General features: G+C 60.6%; 20 protein-coding genes. 9 read left to right on the forward strand and 11 right to left on the reverse strand.

Annotated features, from left to right (window positions below):
* Positions 1–131 precede the first annotated feature (131 nt).
* From infA to aat, 3 genes are all read right to left on the reverse strand, one after another.
* Entirely contained in the window at positions 132–350 is a 219-nt protein-coding gene (gene infA, locus QF043_RS10445) for a translation initiation factor IF-1 (protein WP_002553999.1), read from the reverse strand.
* A gap of 100 nt (positions 351–450) precedes the next feature.
* Positions 451–1,158: an arginyltransferase gene (locus QF043_RS10450; RefSeq protein ID WP_056861704.1), complete on the reverse strand. Its 708-nt coding sequence runs from the start codon at positions 1,156–1,158 to the stop codon at positions 451–453.
* Positions 1,159–1,214: 56 nt separating this feature from the next.
* Positions 1,215–1,895 carry a leucyl/phenylalanyl-tRNA--protein transferase gene (aat, locus tag QF043_RS10455; RefSeq protein WP_307418413.1) on the reverse strand — a complete coding sequence of 227 codons (681 nt, stop codon included), beginning with the start codon at positions 1,893–1,895 and terminating at the stop codon, positions 1,215–1,217.
* Positions 1,896–2,389: 494 nt separating this feature from the next.
* On the opposite strand from aat, the gene QF043_RS10460 reads away from it, so the two are divergent.
* Genes QF043_RS10460 through cysG form a run of 6 tightly spaced genes read left to right on the forward strand, consistent with a single transcriptional unit; the run spans position 2,390 to position 9,885 of the window.
* Positions 2,390–4,795, forward strand: coding sequence for a DNA translocase FtsK (locus QF043_RS10460; protein WP_056861706.1), 2,406 nt, complete (start codon positions 2,390–2,392; stop codon positions 4,793–4,795).
* 54 nt (positions 4,796–4,849) lie between these two features.
* The gene (lolA, locus tag QF043_RS10465; RefSeq protein WP_017137501.1) at positions 4,850–5,473 is read left to right on the forward strand and encodes an outer membrane lipoprotein chaperone LolA; all 624 of its coding nucleotides are present in this window, start codon (positions 4,850–4,852) and stop codon (positions 5,471–5,473) included.
* A gap of 23 nt (positions 5,474–5,496) precedes the next feature.
* Entirely contained in the window at positions 5,497–6,819 is a 1,323-nt protein-coding gene (locus QF043_RS10470) for a replication-associated recombination protein A (protein WP_017137500.1), read from the forward strand.
* The gene (gene crcB, locus QF043_RS10475; protein WP_003232122.1) at positions 6,819–7,193 is read left to right on the forward strand and encodes a fluoride efflux transporter CrcB; all 375 of its coding nucleotides are present in this window, start codon (positions 6,819–6,821) and stop codon (positions 7,191–7,193) included. Before QF043_RS10470 ends, crcB begins: the two co-directional genes overlap by 1 nt.
* 16 nt (positions 7,194–7,209) lie before the next feature.
* Entirely contained in the window at positions 7,210–8,490 is a 1,281-nt protein-coding gene (gene serS / locus QF043_RS10480) for a serine--tRNA ligase (RefSeq protein ID WP_017137498.1), read from the forward strand.
* Positions 8,491–9,885: a siroheme synthase CysG gene (gene cysG / locus QF043_RS10485; RefSeq protein WP_017137497.1), complete on the forward strand. Its 1,395-nt coding sequence runs from the start codon at positions 8,491–8,493 to the stop codon at positions 9,883–9,885.
* A gap of 166 nt (positions 9,886–10,051) precedes the next feature.
* On the opposite strand, the gene QF043_RS10490 is transcribed toward cysG, so the two are convergent.
* From QF043_RS10490 to tusD, 6 genes are all read right to left on the reverse strand, one after another.
* Positions 10,052–11,047, reverse strand: coding sequence for a glutathione S-transferase family protein (locus QF043_RS10490; RefSeq protein ID WP_307418414.1), 996 nt, complete (start codon positions 11,045–11,047; stop codon positions 10,052–10,054).
* 88 nt (positions 11,048–11,135) lie between these two features.
* Positions 11,136–12,137, reverse strand: a complete 1,002-nt coding sequence (locus QF043_RS10495) for a glycosyl transferase family protein (RefSeq protein ID WP_307418415.1) — start codon at positions 12,135–12,137, stop codon at positions 11,136–11,138.
* On the reverse strand, positions 12,134–12,469 hold the full coding sequence (locus QF043_RS10500) for a TusE/DsrC/DsvC family sulfur relay protein (RefSeq protein ID WP_305454036.1): 336 nt from the start codon (positions 12,467–12,469) through the stop codon (positions 12,134–12,136). Before QF043_RS10500 ends, QF043_RS10495 begins: the two co-directional genes overlap by 4 nt.
* Positions 12,466–12,744 (reverse strand): sulfurtransferase complex subunit TusB, encoded by a 279-nt coding sequence (gene tusB, locus QF043_RS10505; RefSeq protein ID WP_307418416.1) that lies wholly within the window; start codon positions 12,742–12,744, stop codon positions 12,466–12,468. Before tusB ends, QF043_RS10500 begins: the two co-directional genes overlap by 4 nt.
* Positions 12,744–13,094: a sulfurtransferase complex subunit TusC gene (gene tusC, locus QF043_RS10510; protein WP_307418417.1), complete on the reverse strand. Its 351-nt coding sequence runs from the start codon at positions 13,092–13,094 to the stop codon at positions 12,744–12,746. Before tusC ends, tusB begins: the two co-directional genes overlap by 1 nt.
* A 1-nt stretch (position 13,095) precedes the next feature.
* Positions 13,096–13,488 (reverse strand): sulfurtransferase complex subunit TusD, encoded by a 393-nt coding sequence (gene tusD / locus QF043_RS10515; RefSeq protein ID WP_058419924.1) that lies wholly within the window; start codon positions 13,486–13,488, stop codon positions 13,096–13,098.
* Between the two features lie 157 nt (positions 13,489–13,645).
* Between tusD and QF043_RS10520 the strand changes: the two genes are divergently transcribed.
* Complete coding sequence (locus tag QF043_RS10520) at positions 13,646–14,821, forward strand: CaiB/BaiF CoA-transferase family protein (RefSeq protein ID WP_307418418.1); 1,176 nt, start codon at positions 13,646–13,648, stop codon at positions 14,819–14,821.
* A gap of 93 nt (positions 14,822–14,914) precedes the next feature.
* Here QF043_RS10520 and QF043_RS10525 read toward each other — a convergent pair whose 3' ends face one another.
* Both QF043_RS10525 and QF043_RS10530 read right to left on the reverse strand, forming a co-directional pair.
* Positions 14,915–15,409, reverse strand: a complete 495-nt coding sequence (locus tag QF043_RS10525; RefSeq protein WP_307418419.1) for a SprT family zinc-dependent metalloprotease — start codon at positions 15,407–15,409, stop codon at positions 14,915–14,917.
* 127 nt (positions 15,410–15,536) lie between these two features.
* A complete protein-coding gene (locus tag QF043_RS10530; RefSeq protein ID WP_307418420.1) occupies positions 15,537–16,139 on the reverse strand; it encodes a Yip1 family protein in 603 nt (200 codons plus the stop codon).
* 373 nt (positions 16,140–16,512) lie between these two features.
* Here QF043_RS10530 and ttcA point away from each other — a divergent pair, with 373 nt between their 5' ends.
* Both ttcA and QF043_RS10540 read left to right on the forward strand, forming a co-directional pair.
* Positions 16,513–17,337 (forward strand): tRNA 2-thiocytidine(32) synthetase TtcA, encoded by an 825-nt coding sequence (gene ttcA, locus QF043_RS10535; protein WP_307418421.1) that lies wholly within the window; start codon positions 16,513–16,515, stop codon positions 17,335–17,337.
* Between the two features lie 67 nt (positions 17,338–17,404).
* Positions 17,405–18,076: a DNA-3-methyladenine glycosylase I gene (locus QF043_RS10540; RefSeq protein WP_307418422.1), complete on the forward strand. Its 672-nt coding sequence runs from the start codon at positions 17,405–17,407 to the stop codon at positions 18,074–18,076.
* The last annotated feature ends 32 nt before the right edge of the window (positions 18,077–18,108 follow it).

Raw genomic sequence — 18,108 nt, forward strand, 5'->3', positions numbered from 1 at the left:
GTCAGCTAGAGATGCACCAGCAGAAACACCGCTATCGCAGGCAAGCCAGCTCCCACAGGTATTTGTGGTGCTGCATAAATAACGGACACACAAAAACGCCCGGCATAACCGGGCGTTTTGTATTGACTTGCTTAACGAGCGCGGTAAGTGATGCGCCCTTTGCTCAAGTCATAGGGCGTCAGCTCGACGCGCACTTTGTCACCGGTAAGAATACGAATGTAGTTCTTGCGCATCTTGCCGGAGATATGCGCGGTTACGACGTGCCCATTTTCCAACTCCACACGAAACATGGTGTTGGGCAGGGTGTCGACGACAGTGCCTTCCATTTCGAAGCTGTCTTCTTTCGACATGCAGTAAAGCCCTCGGTATCCAGTGAATGGCCCGGTGCAACTGCGCCAGGCAAAAGCGGCGTGCATTGTGCCCGAAAAAGGGTGTTTAAGCCAAGGGGTTCTAGTTAAGCGTTACCCATCTTTGATTAATCAGTAGCTCAATGGGCCGATATTGGGTCTTGTAGTTCATCTTTTTGCAGTTCTTGATCCAGTATCCGAGGTACACCGCCTCCAGTTCCAGGCGCAGGGCTTCACCGATTTGCCACAAAATCGCAAAGCGCCCAAGGCTGCGGCGTTCCTCGGCCGGTTCATAGAAGGTGTAGACCGCCGACAGGCCGTTGGGCAGCAGGTCGGTCACCGCCACCGCCAGCAGGCGGCCGTCCAGGCGAAACTCATAGAAGCGTGAGAAGGGCAGGTCGCGCACCAGGAAGGTCGAAAACTGATCACGGCTGGGCGGGAACATATCGCCATCCGCATGGCGTTGTTCGATGTAGCGCTGGTAAAGATCGAAATATTCTTCGCTGTACTGTGGCTTGGTGGCCGTGACCGTCAGGTCGGCGTTGCGTTTGAGAATGCGTTTCTGGTTACGGTCCGGCAAAAACTGCGCAACCGGGATGCGCGCAGGCACGCACGCATTGCAATTCTGGCAATGGGGTCGGTACAGGTGATCGCCGCTGCGCCGAAAGCCCATCTCCGAAAGGTCGGCATACACATGCACGTCCATCGGCTGGCTGGGGTCGAGGAACAGTGTGGTGGCCTGCTCGTCAGGCAGATAGCTGCAAGAGTGGGCTTGAGTGGCATAAAACTTCAAGCGCGCCAGCTCGGTCATGACAAACCCTCGGGTTAAGCTTTGAAATAAGTGTAAGCCAGGTACGAGGAAGTCGCCTAGGAAACCCACGGGCCAGAGCTGGGTTGGTCCAAATGGTTGCGCAGGAAATCGGCAAATTCACTGCGTGGTATGGCGCGGGCGCCGAGGCTGTGCAGGTGGTCATTGGGCATCTGGCAGTCGATCAGTACAAAACCCCAGGCCTGCAACTGGCGGGTCAGCGTGGCAAAGCCGAACTTGGAGGCATTGTCGGCGCGGCTGAACATCGATTCGCCAAAAAACAATTGGCCCATGGCCAGGCCATACAGGCCGCCTACCAGCGTGCCGTCATCCCACACTTCAACGGAGTGCGCGTAACCGCGCCGGTGCAGCTCCAGATAGGCACTTTGGATGCCTTCGGTGATCCAGGTGCCGTCCGCATAAGCGCGTGGCGCGGCGCAGGCCTGGATGACGGCGGCGAAGTCCTGGTCGAAGGTCACGCTGTAGCGCTGCTGGCGCAACAGTTTGCCCAGGCTGCGTGATACGTGCAGTTCGTCGGGGAATATCACCGTACGTGGGTCTGGAGACCACCAGAGGATCGGCTGGCCGTCGGAGAACCACGGGAAGCAGCCATGGCGATAGGCTTGGATCAGTCGTTCGGCCGACAGGTCGCCGCCGGCAGCCAGCAAGCCATTGGGTTCGCGCATGGCCTTGGCCAGCGGCGGGAAAGTCAGGGAATCGCGTTGCAACCAGGTCAGCATGGCATCCAGGCTTACGGTAGGGGAGGGGAGTGGCAGGTATGACGCCTGCCGCATGTGGGGTGATTATTGTCGACAAGGCGCTGTGGGGCCAGCCCGAATCGGGCATCGGCGCGCAATAGCGTTAGCGGGTGTTTCTGCAACTCTGCCCCACAGGCGCGGTCGTAATCGGGTCTGGGCCATGCAGGCCAATTGCCAAGCTTGCCTGCTTTGATAAAAACAGCGCATAAGCCTTTGTCAGCAAAGGCAATGCATGCTCAAATTGAACAGGCTGTGACACATTATCTGTGCAGGCCGTCGGGTGAGGGCAAGTACGTGGCATCGCCGACGCAAACCCGTACAATGCGGGCATTGTGGCGTTATCGCCCTTTCACCTGTTCATCACCCAATGTTAAAAGTAGTTTCAGCGACATTCGTTCATTTTTCAGCTGCTCGGATTGAGCAGTGTGCAGTCATTCAACAGATGGACGCGCTAAAGGCGCAGGAATAGACCCGTTTTGAAGAAATCCGCCGCAACACCTAAAGCAGCAGTCGTGCCGGCCTGGCGCCAGCACCTGCATTATCGACTCAAGGAAGGCGCGCTGATCGCTATTGGCGCCCTGTGCCTGTTCCTGATGATGGCCTTGCTTACCTATGGCAAGGACGATCCGGGCTGGAGCCACAACAGCAAGATCGAAGACGTGCAGAACTTCGGCGGCCCCGCCGGTTCCTACAGCGCCGATATCCTGTTTATGGTGTTGGGCTACTTCGCGTATATCTTCCCGCTGCTGCTGGCGATCAAGACCTGGCAGATCTTCCGCCAGCGTCACGAACCGTGGCAGTGGAGCGGCTGGCTGTTCTCCTGGCGTCTGATCGGCCTGGTGTTCCTGGTGTTGTCCGGCGCAGCGCTGGCGCACATCCACTTCCATGCACCTACCGGCCTGCCGGCGGGCGCGGGCGGGGCCTTGGGCGAAAGCCTCGGCGACCTGGCGCGCAAGACCCTGAACATCCAGGGCAGCACCTTGATGTTTATCGCGCTGTTCCTGTTCGGCCTCACCGTGTTCACCGACCTGTCGTGGTTCAAGGTGATGGACGTGACCGGCAAGATCACCCTGGACCTGCTCGAGTTGTTCCAGGGCGCGGCCAACCGTTGGTGGTCGGCCCGAGTCGATCGCAAACGCATGGTCGCGCAACTGCGCGAGGTGGACACCCGCGTTAACGAAGTGGTGGCCCCGAGTACGCCGGACCGCCGCGAGCAGGCCAAGGTCAAGGAGCGCTTGATCGAGCGCGAGCAGGCCCTGAGCAAGCACATGTCGGACCGCGAGAAGCAAGTGCCGCCGGTGATTGCCCCGGCACCGCCCAAAGCGCCCGAGCCGAGCCATCGTGTGCAGAAAGAGAAGCAGGCGCCGTTGTTTGTCGACAGCGCCGTCGAAGGCACGCTGCCGCCGATCTCGATTCTCGACCCGGCCGAAAAGAAACAACTCAATTATTCCCCTGAATCCCTGGCGGCGGTTGGCCATCTGCTGGAAATCAAGCTCAAGGAATTCGGCGTCGAAGTCTCGGTGGATTCGATCCACCCAGGCCCGGTGATTACCCGTTACGAAATCCAGCCGGCCGCCGGCGTCAAGGTCAGCCGTATCTCCAACCTGGCCAAAGACCTGGCCCGCTCCCTGGCCGTGACCAGTGTGCGTGTGGTGGAAGTGATCCCCGGCAAGACCACCGTCGGCATCGAGATTCCCAACGAAGACCGCCAGATCGTGCGGTTCTCCGAGGTGCTGTCGACCCCGGAATACGACAACTTCAAATCGCCGGTCACCCTGGCCCTCGGCCACGACATCGGCGGCAAGCCGGTGATCACCGACCTTGCGAAAATGCCGCACCTGCTGGTGGCCGGTACCACCGGTTCCGGTAAGTCGGTGGGCGTGAACGCGATGATCCTGTCGATCCTGTTCAAGTCCGGCCCGGATGACGCCAAGCTGATCATGATCGACCCGAAGATGCTCGAATTGTCGATCTACGAAGGCATCCCGCACTTGCTGTGCCCAGTGGTGACCGATATGAAGGACGCCGCCAACGCCCTGCGCTGGAGCGTCGCCGAGATGGAGCGCCGCTACAAGCTGATGGCGAAGATGGGCGTGCGTAACCTGTCGGGCTTCAATGCCAAGGTCAAGGAAGCCCAGGACGCCGGCACACCGCTGACCGACCCGCTGTACAAGCGCGAAAGCATCCACGATGAAGCGCCGCTGCTGACCAAGCTGCCGACCATCGTGGTGGTGGTCGACGAGTTTGCCGACATGATGATGATCGTCGGCAAGAAGGTTGAAGAACTGATCGCGCGTATCGCCCAAAAGGCGCGTGCGGCCGGTATTCACTTGATCCTCGCGACCCAGCGGCCGTCGGTGGATGTGATCACCGGCTTGATCAAGGCCAACATTCCAACGCGGATGGCGTTTCAGGTCTCCAGCAAGATCGACTCGCGCACCATCATCGACCAGGGTGGCGCCGAGCAACTGCTCGGCCACGGTGACATGCTCTACATGCCGCCGGGCACCAGCCTGCCGATTCGCGTGCACGGTGCGTTCGTCTCCGATGACGAAGTACACCGCGTGGTTGAAGCCTGGAAACTGCGTGGCGCGCCGGAATACAACGACGACATCCTCGCGGGCGTGGAAGAGGCCGGCAGCGGCTTCGACGGCGGCAGCGGCGGTGATGACGATGCCGAAACCGACGCGCTTTACGACGAAGCCGTGGCATTCGTACTCGAAAGCCGTCGCGCCTCGATCTCTGCGGTGCAGCGCAAGCTCAAAATCGGCTACAACCGCGCCGCCCGCATGATCGAATCCATGGAAAATGCCGGCGTCGTGACCGCCATGAACACCAACGGTTCGCGTGAAGTCATCGCCCCCGGGCAGATGCGCGACTGACCCCGTGCTGCGTGGCAACACGCGGCGCGTCCTGACGACTCAATGAGGATTCCCATGCGCTTTATCCGCATGCTGTTGTTGCCTGCACTGGCCCTGACTGCTGTTTCGGCCCACGCTGATCCGGCCTCCGTGGCCAGCCTGACCAACCTGTTGGACAAATCCAAGACCCTGACCGCGCGCTTCTCCCAGTTGACCCTGGATGCCGGTGGTACCCAATTGCAGCAAACCGAAGGCGAAATGGCTGTGCAGCGCCCTGGGCTGTTCTACTGGCACACCGAAGGCAAGGCCGAGCAGACCATCGTTTCCGATGGCCAGAAGGTCACCCTGTGGGACCCGGACCTGGAACAGGCGACCATCAAGAAGCTCGACCCGCGTTTGAACCAGACGCCGGCGCTGCTGCTGTCGGGTGATGTGTCGAAGATCAACGACAGCTTCGACATCACCTCCAAGCAAACCAGCAACGTGATCGAGTTCACCCTCAAGCCCAAATCCAAGGACACGCTGTTTGACAGCCTGAACCTGTCGTTCGGCAACGGCGTGATCAACAACATGCGCCTGATCGACAGTGTTGGCCAACGCACCGATATCCTGTTCTCCGGCGTCAAGGCTAACCAGCCGGTGGACGCATCCAAGTTCAAGTTTGTCATCCCCAAGGGTGCTGACGTGATCCAGGAATAAACTAGAGGTTTCAAACGCTGCCCATGGACTTGTTTCGAAGTGACCCGATTGCTCAACCCCTGGCGGCGCGCTTGCGTTCCACCAACCTGGACGAGTACGTCGGGCAAGAACACCTGCTCGCTCGCGGCAAACCACTGCGCGAAGCCCTGGAGCAGGGGGCGCTGCACTCGATGATTTTCTGGGGGCCGCCGGGCGTGGGTAAAACCACCCTGGCGCGGCTGCTGGCGAAAGTCTCGGATGCACACTTCGAAACGGTTTCGGCGGTATTGGCCGGGGTCAAAGAGATTCGCCAGGCGGTAGAAGTCGCCAAGCAGCAGGCCGGGCAATACGGCAAACGCACCATCCTGTTTGTCGACGAAGTGCATCGCTTCAACAAGTCGCAGCAGGATGCTTTTTTACCGTACGTTGAAGATGGCACGCTGATTTTCATTGGTGCGACCACCGAAAACCCGTCGTTTGAACTCAACAACGCCTTGCTCTCGCGAGCGCGGGTCTATGTGCTCAAGAGCCTGGACGAAGCGGCGATGCAAAAGCTGCTGCACCGGGCCCTGAGCGAAGACAAAGGCTTGGGCAAGCGCCAGCTGAGTGTCAGCGAAGAAGGCTTCAAGATTCTGCTGGCCGCCGCCGATGGCGATGGCCGGCGCTTTCTGAACCTGCTGGAGAACGCCTCGGACCTGGCCGAAGACGGCCACGAGATTGGCGTCGACCTGTTGCAAAGCCTGCTTGGCGACACGCGCCGCCGTTTCGACAAGGGCGGCGAAGCCTTCTACGACCAGATCTCGGCGCTGCACAAATCGGTGCGCGGCTCCAACCCCGACGGCGCGTTGTACTGGTTTGCGCGCATGATCGACGGCGGCTGCGACCCGCTGTACCTGGCGCGCCGCGTGGTGCGCATGGCCAGCGAAGACATCGGCAACGCCGACCCGCGCGCCCTGAGCCTGTGCCTGGCCGCCTGGGATGTGCAGGAGCGCCTCGGCAGCCCGGAAGGCGAGTTGGCCGTGGCCCAGGCCATCACCTACCTGGCCTGTGCGCCAAAAAGCAACGCGGTGTACATGGGCTTCAAATCCGCCCTGCGCGCCGCTGCCGAGTACGGCTCCCTCGAAGTGCCGATGCACCTGCGCAATGCGCCGACCAAGCTGATGAAACAATTGGGTTATGGCGACGAGTACCGCTATGCCCACGATGAGCCGGACGCCTACGCAGCCGGCGAAGACTACTTCCCCGATGAGCTTGAGCCCTTGCCGCTTTACCAGCCGGTGCCCCGTGGCCTGGAGCTGAAAATCGGTGAAAAACTCAATCACCTGGCCCAACTCGACCGTCTCAGCCCAAAACAGCGGAGAAAGTAGTGCTCAAGACCATTCTTGCCGTGTCCGCCGCGGGTATCGCTGGTACATTATTGCGTTTCGCCACCGGCACTTGGGTCAGCGCCAACTGGCCGAAGCATTTTTATGCGGCGACCCTGGCGGTCAACCTGGTGGGTTGCCTGATTATCGGCCTTTTGTACGGCTGGTTCCTGTTGCGCCCCGAAGTGCCGATTGAGATTCGCGCCGGCTTGATTGTCGGCTTTGTAGGCGGTCTTACGACCTTTTCATCCTTTTCACTGGATACGCTGCGCCTGCTGGAAAGCGGGCAGGCTTTGGTAGCCTTCGGTTACCTGGGCATCAGCGTGTTCGGCGGGCTGCTCGCCACCTGGGCCGGCCTGTCCTTGACCAAACTTTGATAAACGAGAGACCGACATGCTCGATTCCAAACTGTTACGTAGCAACCTTCAGGACGTAGCGGACCGCCTGGCATCCCGTGGCTTTGCCTTGGATGTTGCGCGCATCGAAGCGCTGGAAGAACAGCGCAAGACCGTCCAGACCCGCACCGAAGCACTGCAGGCTGAGCGTAATGCGCGTTCCAAATCCATCGGTCAGGCCAAGCAGCGCGGCGAAGACATCGCGCCGTTGATGGCGGATGTCGAGCGCATGGGCACTGAGCTGTCCGACGGCAAAGTCGAGCTGGAAGGCATTCAGACCGAGCTGGATTCGATCCTGCTGGGCATCCCGAATATTCCGCACGAATCGGTGCCAATTGGCGAAGACGAAGACGGCAACGTCGAAGTGCGCCGTTGGGGCACGCCAAAAGCCTTCGATTTCGAGATCAAGGATCACGTTGCGTTGGGCGAACTGACCGGCGGCCTGGATTTCGAAACCGCCGCAAAAATGTCCGGCGCACGCTTTGCTCTGTTGCGCGGCCCGATTGCGCGCATGCACCGTGCCCTGGCGCAGTTCATGATCAACCTGCACACCGCTGAACACGGCTACGAAGAAGCTTACACGCCGTATCTGGTGCAGGCACCGGCGCTGATGGGCACCAGCCAGCTGCCGAAGTTCGAGGAAGACCTGTTCAAGATCAGCCGCGACGGCGAAGCCGACCTGTACCTGATCCCGACCGCCGAAGTGTCGCTGACCAATATCGTCGCCGGTGAAATCCTCGACGCCAAACAACTGCCGATCAAGTTCGTGGCTCACAGCCCGTGCTTCCGTAGCGAAGCCGGTGCCTCGGGCCGTGACACGCGCGGCATGATCCGTCAGCACCAGTTCGACAAAGTTGAAATGGTGCAGGTTGTAGAGCCGTCGACCTCCATGGAAGCCCTGGAAGGCCTGACCGCCAACGCCGAGCGCGTCCTGCAACTGCTGGAGCTGCCGTACCGCGTACTGGCTCTGTGCACCGGCGACATGGGTTTCAGCGCCGTGAAAACCTACGACCTCGAAGTGTGGGTGCCGAGCCAGGACAAGTACCGCGAGATTTCGTCGTGCTCCAACTGCGGTGATTTCCAGGCCCGTCGCATGCAGGCGCGTTTCCGTAACCCGGAAACCGGCAAGCCGGAACTGGTGCACACCCTCAACGGCTCGGGCCTGGCCGTAGGCCGTACCCTGGTGGCCGTGCTGGAAAACTACCAGCAGGCCGACGGTTCCATCCGCGTGCCGGAAGTGCTCAAGCCGTACATGGGCGGCGTTGAGGTCATCGGCTAAATGGAATTTCTGCCGCTGTTTCATAACCTGCGCGGCAGTCGTGTGTTGGTCGTCGGTGGCGGGGAGATTGCCTTGCGCAAATCCCGGCTGCTGGCCGACGCCGGTGCGTTGCTGCGGGTGGTTGCTCCCCAGATCGAAGACCAGTTGCGAGAACTGGTGCTGGGCAGTGGCGGGGACCTGATTTTGCGCGGTTATCAGGAGGCAGACCTTGACGGCTGCGTGCTGATTATCGCGGCCACGGACGACGAGCCGTTGAACGCGCAGGTGTCCAGCGATGCCAAGCGCCGCTGTGTGCCGGTCAATGTGGTGGACGCGCCCGCCTTGTGCAGCGTGATCTTCCCGGCGATTGTCGACCGTTCACCCTTGGTGATTGCGGTGTCCAGCGGCGGCGATGCGCCGGTGCTGGCACGCTTGATCCGCGCCAAGCTGGAAACCTGGATTCCGTCGACTTATGGCCAATTGGCCGGTTTGGCGGCGCGTTTTCGCGCCCAGGTCAAAGGTTTGTACCCGGATGTGCAGCAGCGTCGGGCCTTTTGGGAAGAAGTGTTCCAGGGCCCGATCGCCGATCGTCAATTGGCCGGGCAGGGCGATGAAGCCGAGCGTCTGTTGATCGAAAAGGTCAATGGCGCGCCGCCGTATGCGCCTGGCGAAGTCTATTTGGTCGGTGCGGGCCCGGGTGATCCGGACCTGTTGACCTTCCGTGCCTTGCGCCTGATGCAGCAGGCCGATGTGGTGCTGTATGACCGCCTGGTGGCCCCGGCGATTCTTGAGCTGTGCCGCCGTGACGCCGAGCGTATCTACGTCGGCAAACGTCGCGCCGACCATGCCGTGCCGCAGGACCAGATCAACCAGCAACTGGTGGACCTGGCCAAGCAGGGCAAGCGTGTGTTGCGACTCAAAGGTGGCGATCCGTTCATCTTCGGCCGTGGCGGCGAAGAGATCGAGGAATTGGCGGCCCATGGCATCCCGTTCCAGGTAGTGCCGGGTATTACAGCGGCCAGCGGTTGCGCGGCGTATGCCGGGATTCCGCTGACGCACCGTGACTATGCGCAGTCGGTGCGCTTTATCACCGGGCATCTAAAGAACGGAACGTCGGACTTGCCTTGGCATGACCTCGTGGGGCCGTCGCAAACGTTGGTGTTCTACATGGGCCTGATTGGCTTGCCGATCATCTGTGAGCAACTGATCAAGCACGGGCGCGCGGCGGATACGCCAGCGGCGTTGATCCAACAGGGCACCACGTCCAACCAGCGCGTGTTTACCGGCACATTGGCGGATTTGCCGCGCATGGTGGCGGAGCATGAAGTGCATGCGCCGACACTGGTGATCGTCGGTGAGGTGGTGGTGTTGCGCGAGAAACTCAAGTGGTTTGAAGGCGCGCAATCCCAAGTCTGACATCGCCGCCGTGGTGAGTGATTTTAATGTGGCGAGGGAGCTTGCTCCCGTTGGGCTGCGCAGCAGCCCTAAAACCAAACACCGCGTTTTGCCTGGCAGAACGCGGTGTTTTTTATTGGGGCCGCTGCGCAGCCCAGCGGTAGCAAGCTCCCTCGCCACAAGGTTCTCAGCCCAAGACGCCTTTACCGCTCAACCGCGCCCGATCATGCTCGGCATCAAACTTCTGCAACGGCCCCTTCGGCACAATCCCGGTCGGGTTGATCGTCCGATGGCTCGCATAGTAATGCCCCTTGATATGCACAAAATCCACCGTCTCGGCCACGCCTGGCCACTGATACAACTCCCTTAGCCAGTTCGACAAATTCGGATAGTCGGCAATCCGGCGCAGGTTGCATTTGAAGTGGCTGTAATACACCGCATCAAAGCGAATCAGCGTGGTGAACAGCCGCACATCGGCTTCGGTCAGGTATTCACCGGCCAGGTAGCGCTGCTCAGCCAAGTGCTGTTCCAGGCGATCCAATTCGGCAAACACATCATCAAATGCACGTTCATACGCCTGCTGCGAGGTGGCAAACCCGGCGCGGTACACGCCATTGTTCACCGCGGGGTAGATGCGCTCGTTCAGCGTATCGATTGTCGAGCGCAGGGCTTCGGGGTAGAAATCCAGAGTATTGCCGGTCAGCCCGTTAAACGCGCTGTTGAACATGCGGATGATCTCCGCTGATTCATTGCTGACGATGCGCTTGAGCTTCTTGTCCCACAGCACTGGCACGGTGACACGCCCGGTGTAATTTTCGGTGTCGGCGGTGTAGCGCTGATGCATGAACTGGAAATCATCCAGTTTATCGCCCGTCGAGTCGTGGGCCTTGTCGAAGGTCCAGCCATTTTCAAGCATCAGCCAACTGACCACGGACACGTCGATCAGGCTCTCCAAACCCTTGAGTTTGCGCAGGATCAGCGTGCGATGAGCCCACGGGCAGGCCAGGGACACGTACAGGTGGTAACGACCGGCTTCGGCCTTGAAACCGCCGTCGCCGCTGGGGCCCGGCTCGCCATCGGCGGTCACCCAGTGGCGGCGTTGCGCCTGCTCGCGCTGGAACGCGCCGTCTGCGCTACTTTCGTACCACTGGTCTTTCCAGTGTCCTTCGATCAGCAAACCCATGACTGGCTCCTTGGCTAATAAGCGTTGGAGCCCAGTTTAAAGGGCTGAGTTCGAACTAAAAGCGCAAAGACCGGGCGGTAATCATCGATTAAATCGATTTGTCCCGCGCATCCCAGTAGTGCCGGGCCAATTCGAACGCCTGTTCCCGAGCATGGCCGAGTCCGCGCAGGGCCAGGGCCATGGTCGCGATCAGCGCGAGTTGCGGGTAGCTGTCCTCGACATCACCGCGCCACAAGGCTTTTAAATGCTCGGGTTCCAGGCTGGCCGGTTTGACGTGGCGCTGGGCGGAGAGGGCGGGCCACTCTTCGTCCCAACTCTGCCCGCCGGTGGTGCCATACAAATGGCTGAGGGTGTCCGGGTTGATCTCGACTTCGCCGCCATCACCCTTCACCACAATCACGTTATCGCCCAGCAGGCCGCTGGCATCGCGGTGCACGCCCTGATAACCGGGGTGGAAAATACTTTGCAGGCCGCAACGCGCATTCAGCGGGTTGAGCAGGCGCGCCAAGGAGTGAATAGGCGAGCGCAAGCCCAACGTGTTGCGTAAATCGATCATGCGTTGCAGTTGCGGCGCCCAGTCACCCAGCGGGATAAACGCCAGGTTGCCTTGCTCGAATGCCGCCTCGACCTGTTGCCAATTGCGACACAGCGGGATTTGCAGGCCTTGCAGCAATTGCTCGGTGTACAAGCGGCCTGCCGTATGGGCGCCGCCGCCGTGCATCAGGATGCGCACGCCGTTTTGCGCCAGGCACTTGGCCGCCAGCAGGTACCACGGCAGGTGGCGTTTTTTACCGGCGTAGGTCGGCCAATCGATGTCCACATTCAGCGCCGGCGCGTTCAGGCGTTCGCGCACGGCTTCGGTGAAACCGGCGAGTTCTTCCGGGCTCTCTTCCTTGTGACGCAGCAGCATCAGGAAGGCACCGAGCTGGGTGTCTTCGACTTTTTCGTCGAGCAGCATGCCCATGGCTTCGCGGGCCTCCTCACGGGTGAGGTTGCGCGCGCCGCGCTTGCCTTTGCCCAGGATGCGCACGAACTGCGCAAACGGGTGCTCGGCGGGGGTTTCAAGGGTCAGCGGGGCAAAGTCGGTCATAAGCAATTCGTCGGCCTGGGCAGGCCCGCCAGCTTGGCGGCGAGTTTGGCGGGAGTGCCGTTGAACAATGTGTTGAGGTGCAAGCTGTTGCCCTTTTGCGGGCCGAGCTTTAAGGCGGTGTACTTGATCAGCGGGCGCGTGGCCGGGGACAGCTGAAATTCTGCGTAAAACCCGCGCAGCAATTCGAGGATTTCCCAATGCTCGGCAGTCAATTCCAGGGGCTCAGCGGCGGCCAGGGCAATGGCCACGTCGGTGGACCAGTCATTCAGGTCGACGAGGTAGCCGTCCTTGTCCAGCTCAAGCGTGCGTTCGCCTACGGTCAGGGTGTTCATAGCCAGGTGTTGACCTTGTCGTAGTCGATCGACAGCTGTACGAACCCTGGGTAGTCGACGCTGTCGGCCCAGTCCGGCAGGGGCAGGTTGCGTGCCTGCATGTCTTCGGCCAGTACCAAGACCTTTACGCCACGGGTTTGCAGGGCTGCGTTGTGCAGACCGTAGGCGCCGTCGCCACACAGCAGGATGGCGTCCGCGGCACCGCACACGCGCAGGCAACTGGCCAGGCGGCTATCGGTAAACGGGGAGTGAGATACCACGTGCAAAGTCGACATCAGAGGGTCATCACCTGGTCATAACGGTCAATCAATTGGGTGATCGCAGCGCTGTCCAGCACCTGCGCGCCGGCAGGTGTCGCGAGGCTGCGCTCGGCAAGGCTGTGGCTGCAAGCAAACACCTCATCAATGCCGAACAGGCCCAGCGCCTGCAGGTTGGCGCTGAGGTCTTTTTGCTGCACGGCCTTGGCGTCCTGATGCGTTGCCAGTTGGAACACGCCATCGTCCATAAACAGCAGACCCAGCGGCAGGTCAAAGGCGCCACCGGCCAATACGATATCCAGCGCTTCCCGCGCGCTCGGCCCGGACCACGGTGCCTGGCGGCTGATCACCAATAAAGACTTGGCCATCTCACGGCCCTCCAAAACAGATCAGGCGGTCGGCAGCCTGGATCGCGTCATGCAATTGCCCCAGGCCCGACAACGCCCACGGCGCGTCGAGGTTCACCGCGCTGCGCTGGTAACGCGTGGCTTCCTCAGTATTGAGTACGCCACGGCGCAAGGCGGCGGCGATGCACACCACGCCGTCGAGCTGATGCTGGCTGACAAACTCACGCCACTGGCGGGCAATGTCTTGCTCATCCTGGGGCGCAACGATGTTATTGGCAGCGCTGTACACGCCGTCCTGATAAAAAAACAGCCGCACAATCTCATGCCCACCGGCGAGCGCTGCCTGGGCGAACAGCAAGGCGCGGCGCGAGGAGGGCGCATGGGCGGCGGAAAATACTGCAATCGCAAACTTCATGGAACACTCTGCAAGCAAACGTGGGCCAATGATAAAGCCGCCGCCGCGAAAAAGCCCGCCGTGATCAAAACGGTCACTGTCGCTGATCGTTCTGACGATTGCCGCCAGGCGCAAGGCTGCCTAGGCTGTGGGCAGTCGCAACCCAAATGGAGTCTTTATGTCAGGTCCCTTGGCGTCCCTCAAAGTGCTGGATTTTTCCACCTTGCTGCCTGGCCCGTTCGCGTCCCTGATGCTGGCGGACATGGGCGCCGAGGTGCTGCGTATCGAATCGGCCACGCGCATGGACCTGTTGCGCGTGCTGCCGCCCCATGATCAGGGCACTTCGGCGAGCCATGCCTACCTCAACCGCAACAAGCGCAGCCTGGCACTGGACCTCAAGCAGGCCGAGGCGCTGCAGATCGTGCGTGAGTTGGTCAAGGACTACGACATTGTCCTTGAGCAATTCCGGCCCGGGGTGATGGAGCGCCTGGGCCTGGGCTATGAGGCGCTGAAGGCGCTCAACCCCAGGCTGATTTATGTGTCGATCACCGGTTACGGTCAGACGGGGCCTTATAAAGACCGCGCCGGGCACGATATCAACTACCTCGCGTTGGCCGGCGTGGCCAGTTACACCGGTCGCCAGGACAGCGGGCCGGTGCCGCTGGGCGTGCAATTGGCGGATGTTGGCGGTGGGTCGCTGCACGCTGTGGTGGGGTTGCTCGCCGCCGTGATTGCCCGCCAGCACAGTGGCGTCGGCCAATACCTTGATGTGAGCATGACCGACTGCTCGTTCAGCCTGAACGCCATGGCCGGTGCGGGCTACCTGGCCTGCGGGGTCGAGCCTGATTGGGAGAGCCATGTGCTCAACGGCGGCAGTTTCTACGACTACTACCGCACGCGTGATGGGCGCTGGATGTCGGTGGGCAGCCTGGAACCGGCGTTTATGCGGCAATTGTGCGAAACGCTGGGAAGGCCGGAGCTGGCCATGCAAAGCCTGAAACCCGAGCAGCAAAAAGCCCTGAAGCTGGCGTTGCAGGTCGAATTTGAGAAGCGCAGCTTTGATGAGCTGTGTGAGTTGTTCGCCGGCGTGGATGCGTGTGTCGAGCCGGTGCTGAGCCTGAGTGAAGCGCTGGAGCATCCACAGCTGAAGGCGCGGGAGCTGGTCAGCCAGGTGCCTCGGGGTGATGGCTCGACGCAGGCGCAACTGGCCTGCCCGTTGAAGTTTTCCGAGGGGTTGCCAGCGCCTCGGCATATTGGCGTGGCGGTGGGGGCGCACAGTGATGAAGTGCTGGCCGAGTTGGGGTTTAGTGCTCAGCGGATAGCCGAGTTGCGGCGGGCCAAGGTTGTTGGTTAGTGCCTGATCTGACGCCATCGCAGGCAAGCCAGCTCCCACATTAGATAGGCGGCGCGGTCAAATGTGGGAGCGGGCTTGCCCGCGATGCGGCCCTCACTCCACCCGAGTTTCCCCTGTGTACACCAACGTGTGCCGACACCGCCTGCACACATACCGCCGCCCCTGATTCACCAGCCCATGCCTCTGGGCCGAAAACGGGAAATCGCTGTCGGCACACGGGCAACGGTAGATATACCGGGTCACCTGGCGGCGCTTGATTTCATAGGTGTGGCAACGATCCGGCGGCAGTTCGTACACCCCGCGCATGATCAGCTGCCATTCCTCGCCATGGGGCTGGATGCGCTCGCCAAACAGTTGGTGGGCGATCAGGTGCGCGACCTCATGGGCCACGGTCTGCTTGAGGAAGTGTTGGCTGTTTTCGCGGTACAACTGTGGGTTGAAACGCAGCAGGTTCTCGTGCAAATGCGCGACACCGGCCTTCTGGCCCCGCAGCTTGAGGCTGACCTGGGGGCGTTTGAAGCTTCGTTTAAAAAAGGATTCGGCTTGCAGGAAACAATCTTCGACGCGGGTATTGAGTTGCTCGGGCATGCTGACCATATCTCCAGAGACGTCCAGTATGCCGCAAAAGCAGGTGTTTCCGAATCTGTCAGGCGCCGAATGGTCATGCATAACGCACAAAGCCACCTTGCGGTGGCTTTGCCTGCGGTCGATCCGCTTAGTTGGTGTAGATCGGGCCTACGCCCAGCCCCCAGACAATCACGGTAAACGCCATGATGGCCACCAGTACCACCAGGCCCACGGCCAGTACCGAGCTGGAAAACAGGAAGCCCTCGTCCGGGTCGATGTTCATGAACGTCGGCAGCCCTACATACAGCAAGTACACCGTGTAACAGATAGCCGCCGTGCCCACGACCATGCCCAGCCACATATGCGGATAGAGCGCCGCCAGCCCGCCGATAAACAGCGGGGTCGCGGTGTAGGTGGCGAACGCTATGCAGCGCGCCATGCTCGGGCTGGCATCGTAGGTGCGGGCCATCCAATGGATGAAGGCGCCCATCACCGCCACGCCGCCGAGCATCGCTGCGTAGGACATGAGGGTCATCCACAGCGCACTTTCCTGGGTCAACATGACCGGGGCGCGACTACCGATGACCCAGCCGACCTGCGTGGTGCCGATAAAGGCCGATACGGCAGGGATCGCCGCGAGAATCAAAGTGTGAGTGAGGTACATGTGGCCGATACTTTCTTCCTTATCGCCACGAATTTCCCGCCATTCCTGGTCGGGATGGGTAAACAGCCCCACGACGTGATGGATCATGCCAGTCACTCCTGTCGTTATTACCATCGCCCCCCATCGGAGCGCCCACGGGCCAAATGGCCACATAAGGTCCTGGATAGTTGTGCGACCTTACGTCGCAGTATAGGAAGTGATGACCGGAAAAACTGTAGGGCTTTAGAGCAAATTGCGCTGTAAACATGGGCGCTAATCGCGGTGAGGTCTGTCAGTGATAACGGGTTCTACTGTGGGAGCTGGCTTGCCGGCGATAGCGGTGGATCAGTGATGTATTAGTTGCTGACACACCGCCATCGCAGGCAAGCCAGCTCCCACATTGGATCGGCGTCGCCCATTCAAGTATTTTTGCGTAAAATGCTGCGCTTTTCGTCACACACCTCTAGCGGATCCAAGCGCCATGGGCACTCTTACGGTCAACCAGAACAAACTGCAAAAACGCCTGCGTCGCCTGGCCGGGGAAGCGGTCGCCGATTTCAACATGATCGAGGACGGCGACAAGGTCATGGTCTGCCTCTCCGGCGGCAAAGACAGCTACACCATGCTCGACGTGCTGCTGCACCTGCAAAAGGTCGCGCCGATCCAGTTCGAGATCGTCGCCGTCAACATGGACCAGAAACAACCGGGCTTCCCCGAACACGTGCTGCCGGCCTATCTCAAAGCGCTGGGCGTGGAGTACCACATCGTTGAGAAAGACACCTATTCGGTGGTCAAGGAGCTGATCCCTGAGGGCAAGACCACTTGCTCGCTGTGCTCACGCCTGCGTCGTGGCACGCTTTACACCTTTGCCGATGAAATCGGCGCGACCAAGATGGCCCTGGGGCATCACCGCGATGACATCGTTGAGACCTTCTTTCTCAATATGTTCTTCAACGGCTCGCTCAAGGCAATGCCGCCCAAGCTGCGTGCCGATGACGGCCGCAACGTGGTGATCCGGCCGCTGGCGTATTGCAACGAGAAGGACATCCAGGCTTACTCCGACTTCAAGCAATTCCCGATCATCCCGTGCAACCTGTGCGGCTCCCAGGAAAACCTGCAGCGCCAGGTGGTCAAGGAGATGTTGGTGGACTGGGAGCGCAAGACCCCGGGCCGCACCGAAAGCATCTTCCGCAGCTTGCAGAATGTGCAGCCATCGCAGCTGGCCGACCGCAACCTGTTCGATTTCACCAGCCTGAAAATCGACGAAACCGCCGCGTCGCGCTTCGTCAATGTGGTGAACCTCTAAGACGTTTCAACGCTCTGAAAGACGGCGCTTACGGGCGCCGTTTTCCATTCAACTGCCAGGAGAGGGCATGCGCGATTACAAGTGGCTGCACGAATATTGTCTGAACCGCTTTGGTTCAGCGGCCGAGCTGGAAGCCCACCTGCCTGTACCCAAGACCGCGGCGCAATTGCGCAAAATCAGTGATGACCGCTACCTGTCGACCCTGGCGCTGCGCGTATTTCGCGCGGGCTTGAAGCACAGCGTGGTGGATGCCAAATGGCCGGCGTTCGAGCAGGTGTTCTTTGGCTTCGACCCGGAAAAAGTCGTGCTGATGGGCGCCGAGCACCTGGAACGCTTGATGCAGGACACGCGCATCATCCGCCACCTGGGCAAGCTCAAAAGCGTGCCGCGCAATGCGCAGATGATCCTGGACATCGAGCAGGAAAAGGGCAGCTTCGGCGCGTTTGTCGCCGACTGGCCGGTGACCGATATCGTCAGCTTGTGGAAGTACCTGAGCAAGCACGGGCACCAGTTGGGCGGGCTGTCGGCGCCGCGGTTTTTGCGCATGGTGGGCAAGGATACGTTTGTGCCGAGCGATGATGTGGTCGCGGCCTTGAATGCACAGAAGATCGTCGACAAGGCACCGACCAGCCTGCGGGATTTGGCGACGGTGCAGGGCGCGTTTAACCAATGGCACGCCGAGAGTGGGCGGCCGATGTGCCAGCTGTCGATGATGCTGGCCTACACGGTGAATCATTGAGACCGAGGTGAGGCTATCGCAGGCAAGCCAGC

The organism is Pseudomonas sp. W3I7 (assembly GCF_030816095.1).
Taxonomy (GTDB): Bacteria; Pseudomonadota; Gammaproteobacteria; order Pseudomonadales; family Pseudomonadaceae; genus Aquipseudomonas; species Aquipseudomonas salomonii.

Excerpts from the sequence above, each read along its gene's own strand:
- QF043_RS10525 (WP_307418419.1), bottom strand. The coding sequence starts at position 15,409 with ATGCCCGAGCAACTCAATACCCGCGTCGAAGATTGTTTCCTGCAAGCC.
- QF043_RS10520 (WP_307418418.1), top strand. The coding sequence starts at position 13,646 with ATGTCAGGTCCCTTGGCGTCCCTCAAAGTGCTGGATTTTTCCACCTTG.
- QF043_RS10470 (WP_017137500.1), top strand. The coding sequence starts at position 5,497 with ATGGACTTGTTTCGAAGTGACCCGATTGCTCAACCCCTGGCGGCGCGC.
- lolA (WP_017137501.1), top strand. The coding sequence starts at position 4,850 with ATGCGCTTTATCCGCATGCTGTTGTTGCCTGCACTGGCCCTGACTGCT.
- tusD (WP_058419924.1), bottom strand. The coding sequence starts at position 13,488 with ATGAAGTTTGCGATTGCAGTATTTTCCGCCGCCCATGCGCCCTCCTCG.
- cysG (WP_017137497.1), top strand. The coding sequence starts at position 8,491 with ATGGAATTTCTGCCGCTGTTTCATAACCTGCGCGGCAGTCGTGTGTTG.
- aat (WP_307418413.1), bottom strand. The coding sequence starts at position 1,895 with ATGCTGACCTGGTTGCAACGCGATTCCCTGACTTTCCCGCCGCTGGCC.
- QF043_RS10490 (WP_307418414.1), bottom strand. The coding sequence starts at position 11,047 with ATGGGTTTGCTGATCGAAGGACACTGGAAAGACCAGTGGTACGAAAGT.
- QF043_RS10500 (WP_305454036.1), bottom strand. The coding sequence starts at position 12,469 with ATGAACACCCTGACCGTAGGCGAACGCACGCTTGAGCTGGACAAGGAC.
- serS (WP_017137498.1), top strand. The coding sequence starts at position 7,210 with ATGCTCGATTCCAAACTGTTACGTAGCAACCTTCAGGACGTAGCGGAC.
- QF043_RS10450 (WP_056861704.1), bottom strand. The coding sequence starts at position 1,158 with ATGACCGAGCTGGCGCGCTTGAAGTTTTATGCCACTCAAGCCCACTCT.
- QF043_RS10530 (WP_307418420.1), bottom strand. The coding sequence starts at position 16,139 with ATGATCCATCACGTCGTGGGGCTGTTTACCCATCCCGACCAGGAATGG.
- QF043_RS10540 (WP_307418422.1), top strand. The coding sequence starts at position 17,405 with ATGCGCGATTACAAGTGGCTGCACGAATATTGTCTGAACCGCTTTGGT.
- ttcA (WP_307418421.1), top strand. The coding sequence starts at position 16,513 with ATGGGCACTCTTACGGTCAACCAGAACAAACTGCAAAAACGCCTGCGT.
- tusC (WP_307418417.1), bottom strand. The coding sequence starts at position 13,094 with ATGGCCAAGTCTTTATTGGTGATCAGCCGCCAGGCACCGTGGTCCGGG.
- tusB (WP_307418416.1), bottom strand. The coding sequence starts at position 12,744 with ATGTCGACTTTGCACGTGGTATCTCACTCCCCGTTTACCGATAGCCGC.
- infA (WP_002553999.1), bottom strand. The coding sequence starts at position 350 with ATGTCGAAAGAAGACAGCTTCGAAATGGAAGGCACTGTCGTCGACACC.
- QF043_RS10495 (WP_307418415.1), bottom strand. The coding sequence starts at position 12,137 with ATGACCGACTTTGCCCCGCTGACCCTTGAAACCCCCGCCGAGCACCCG.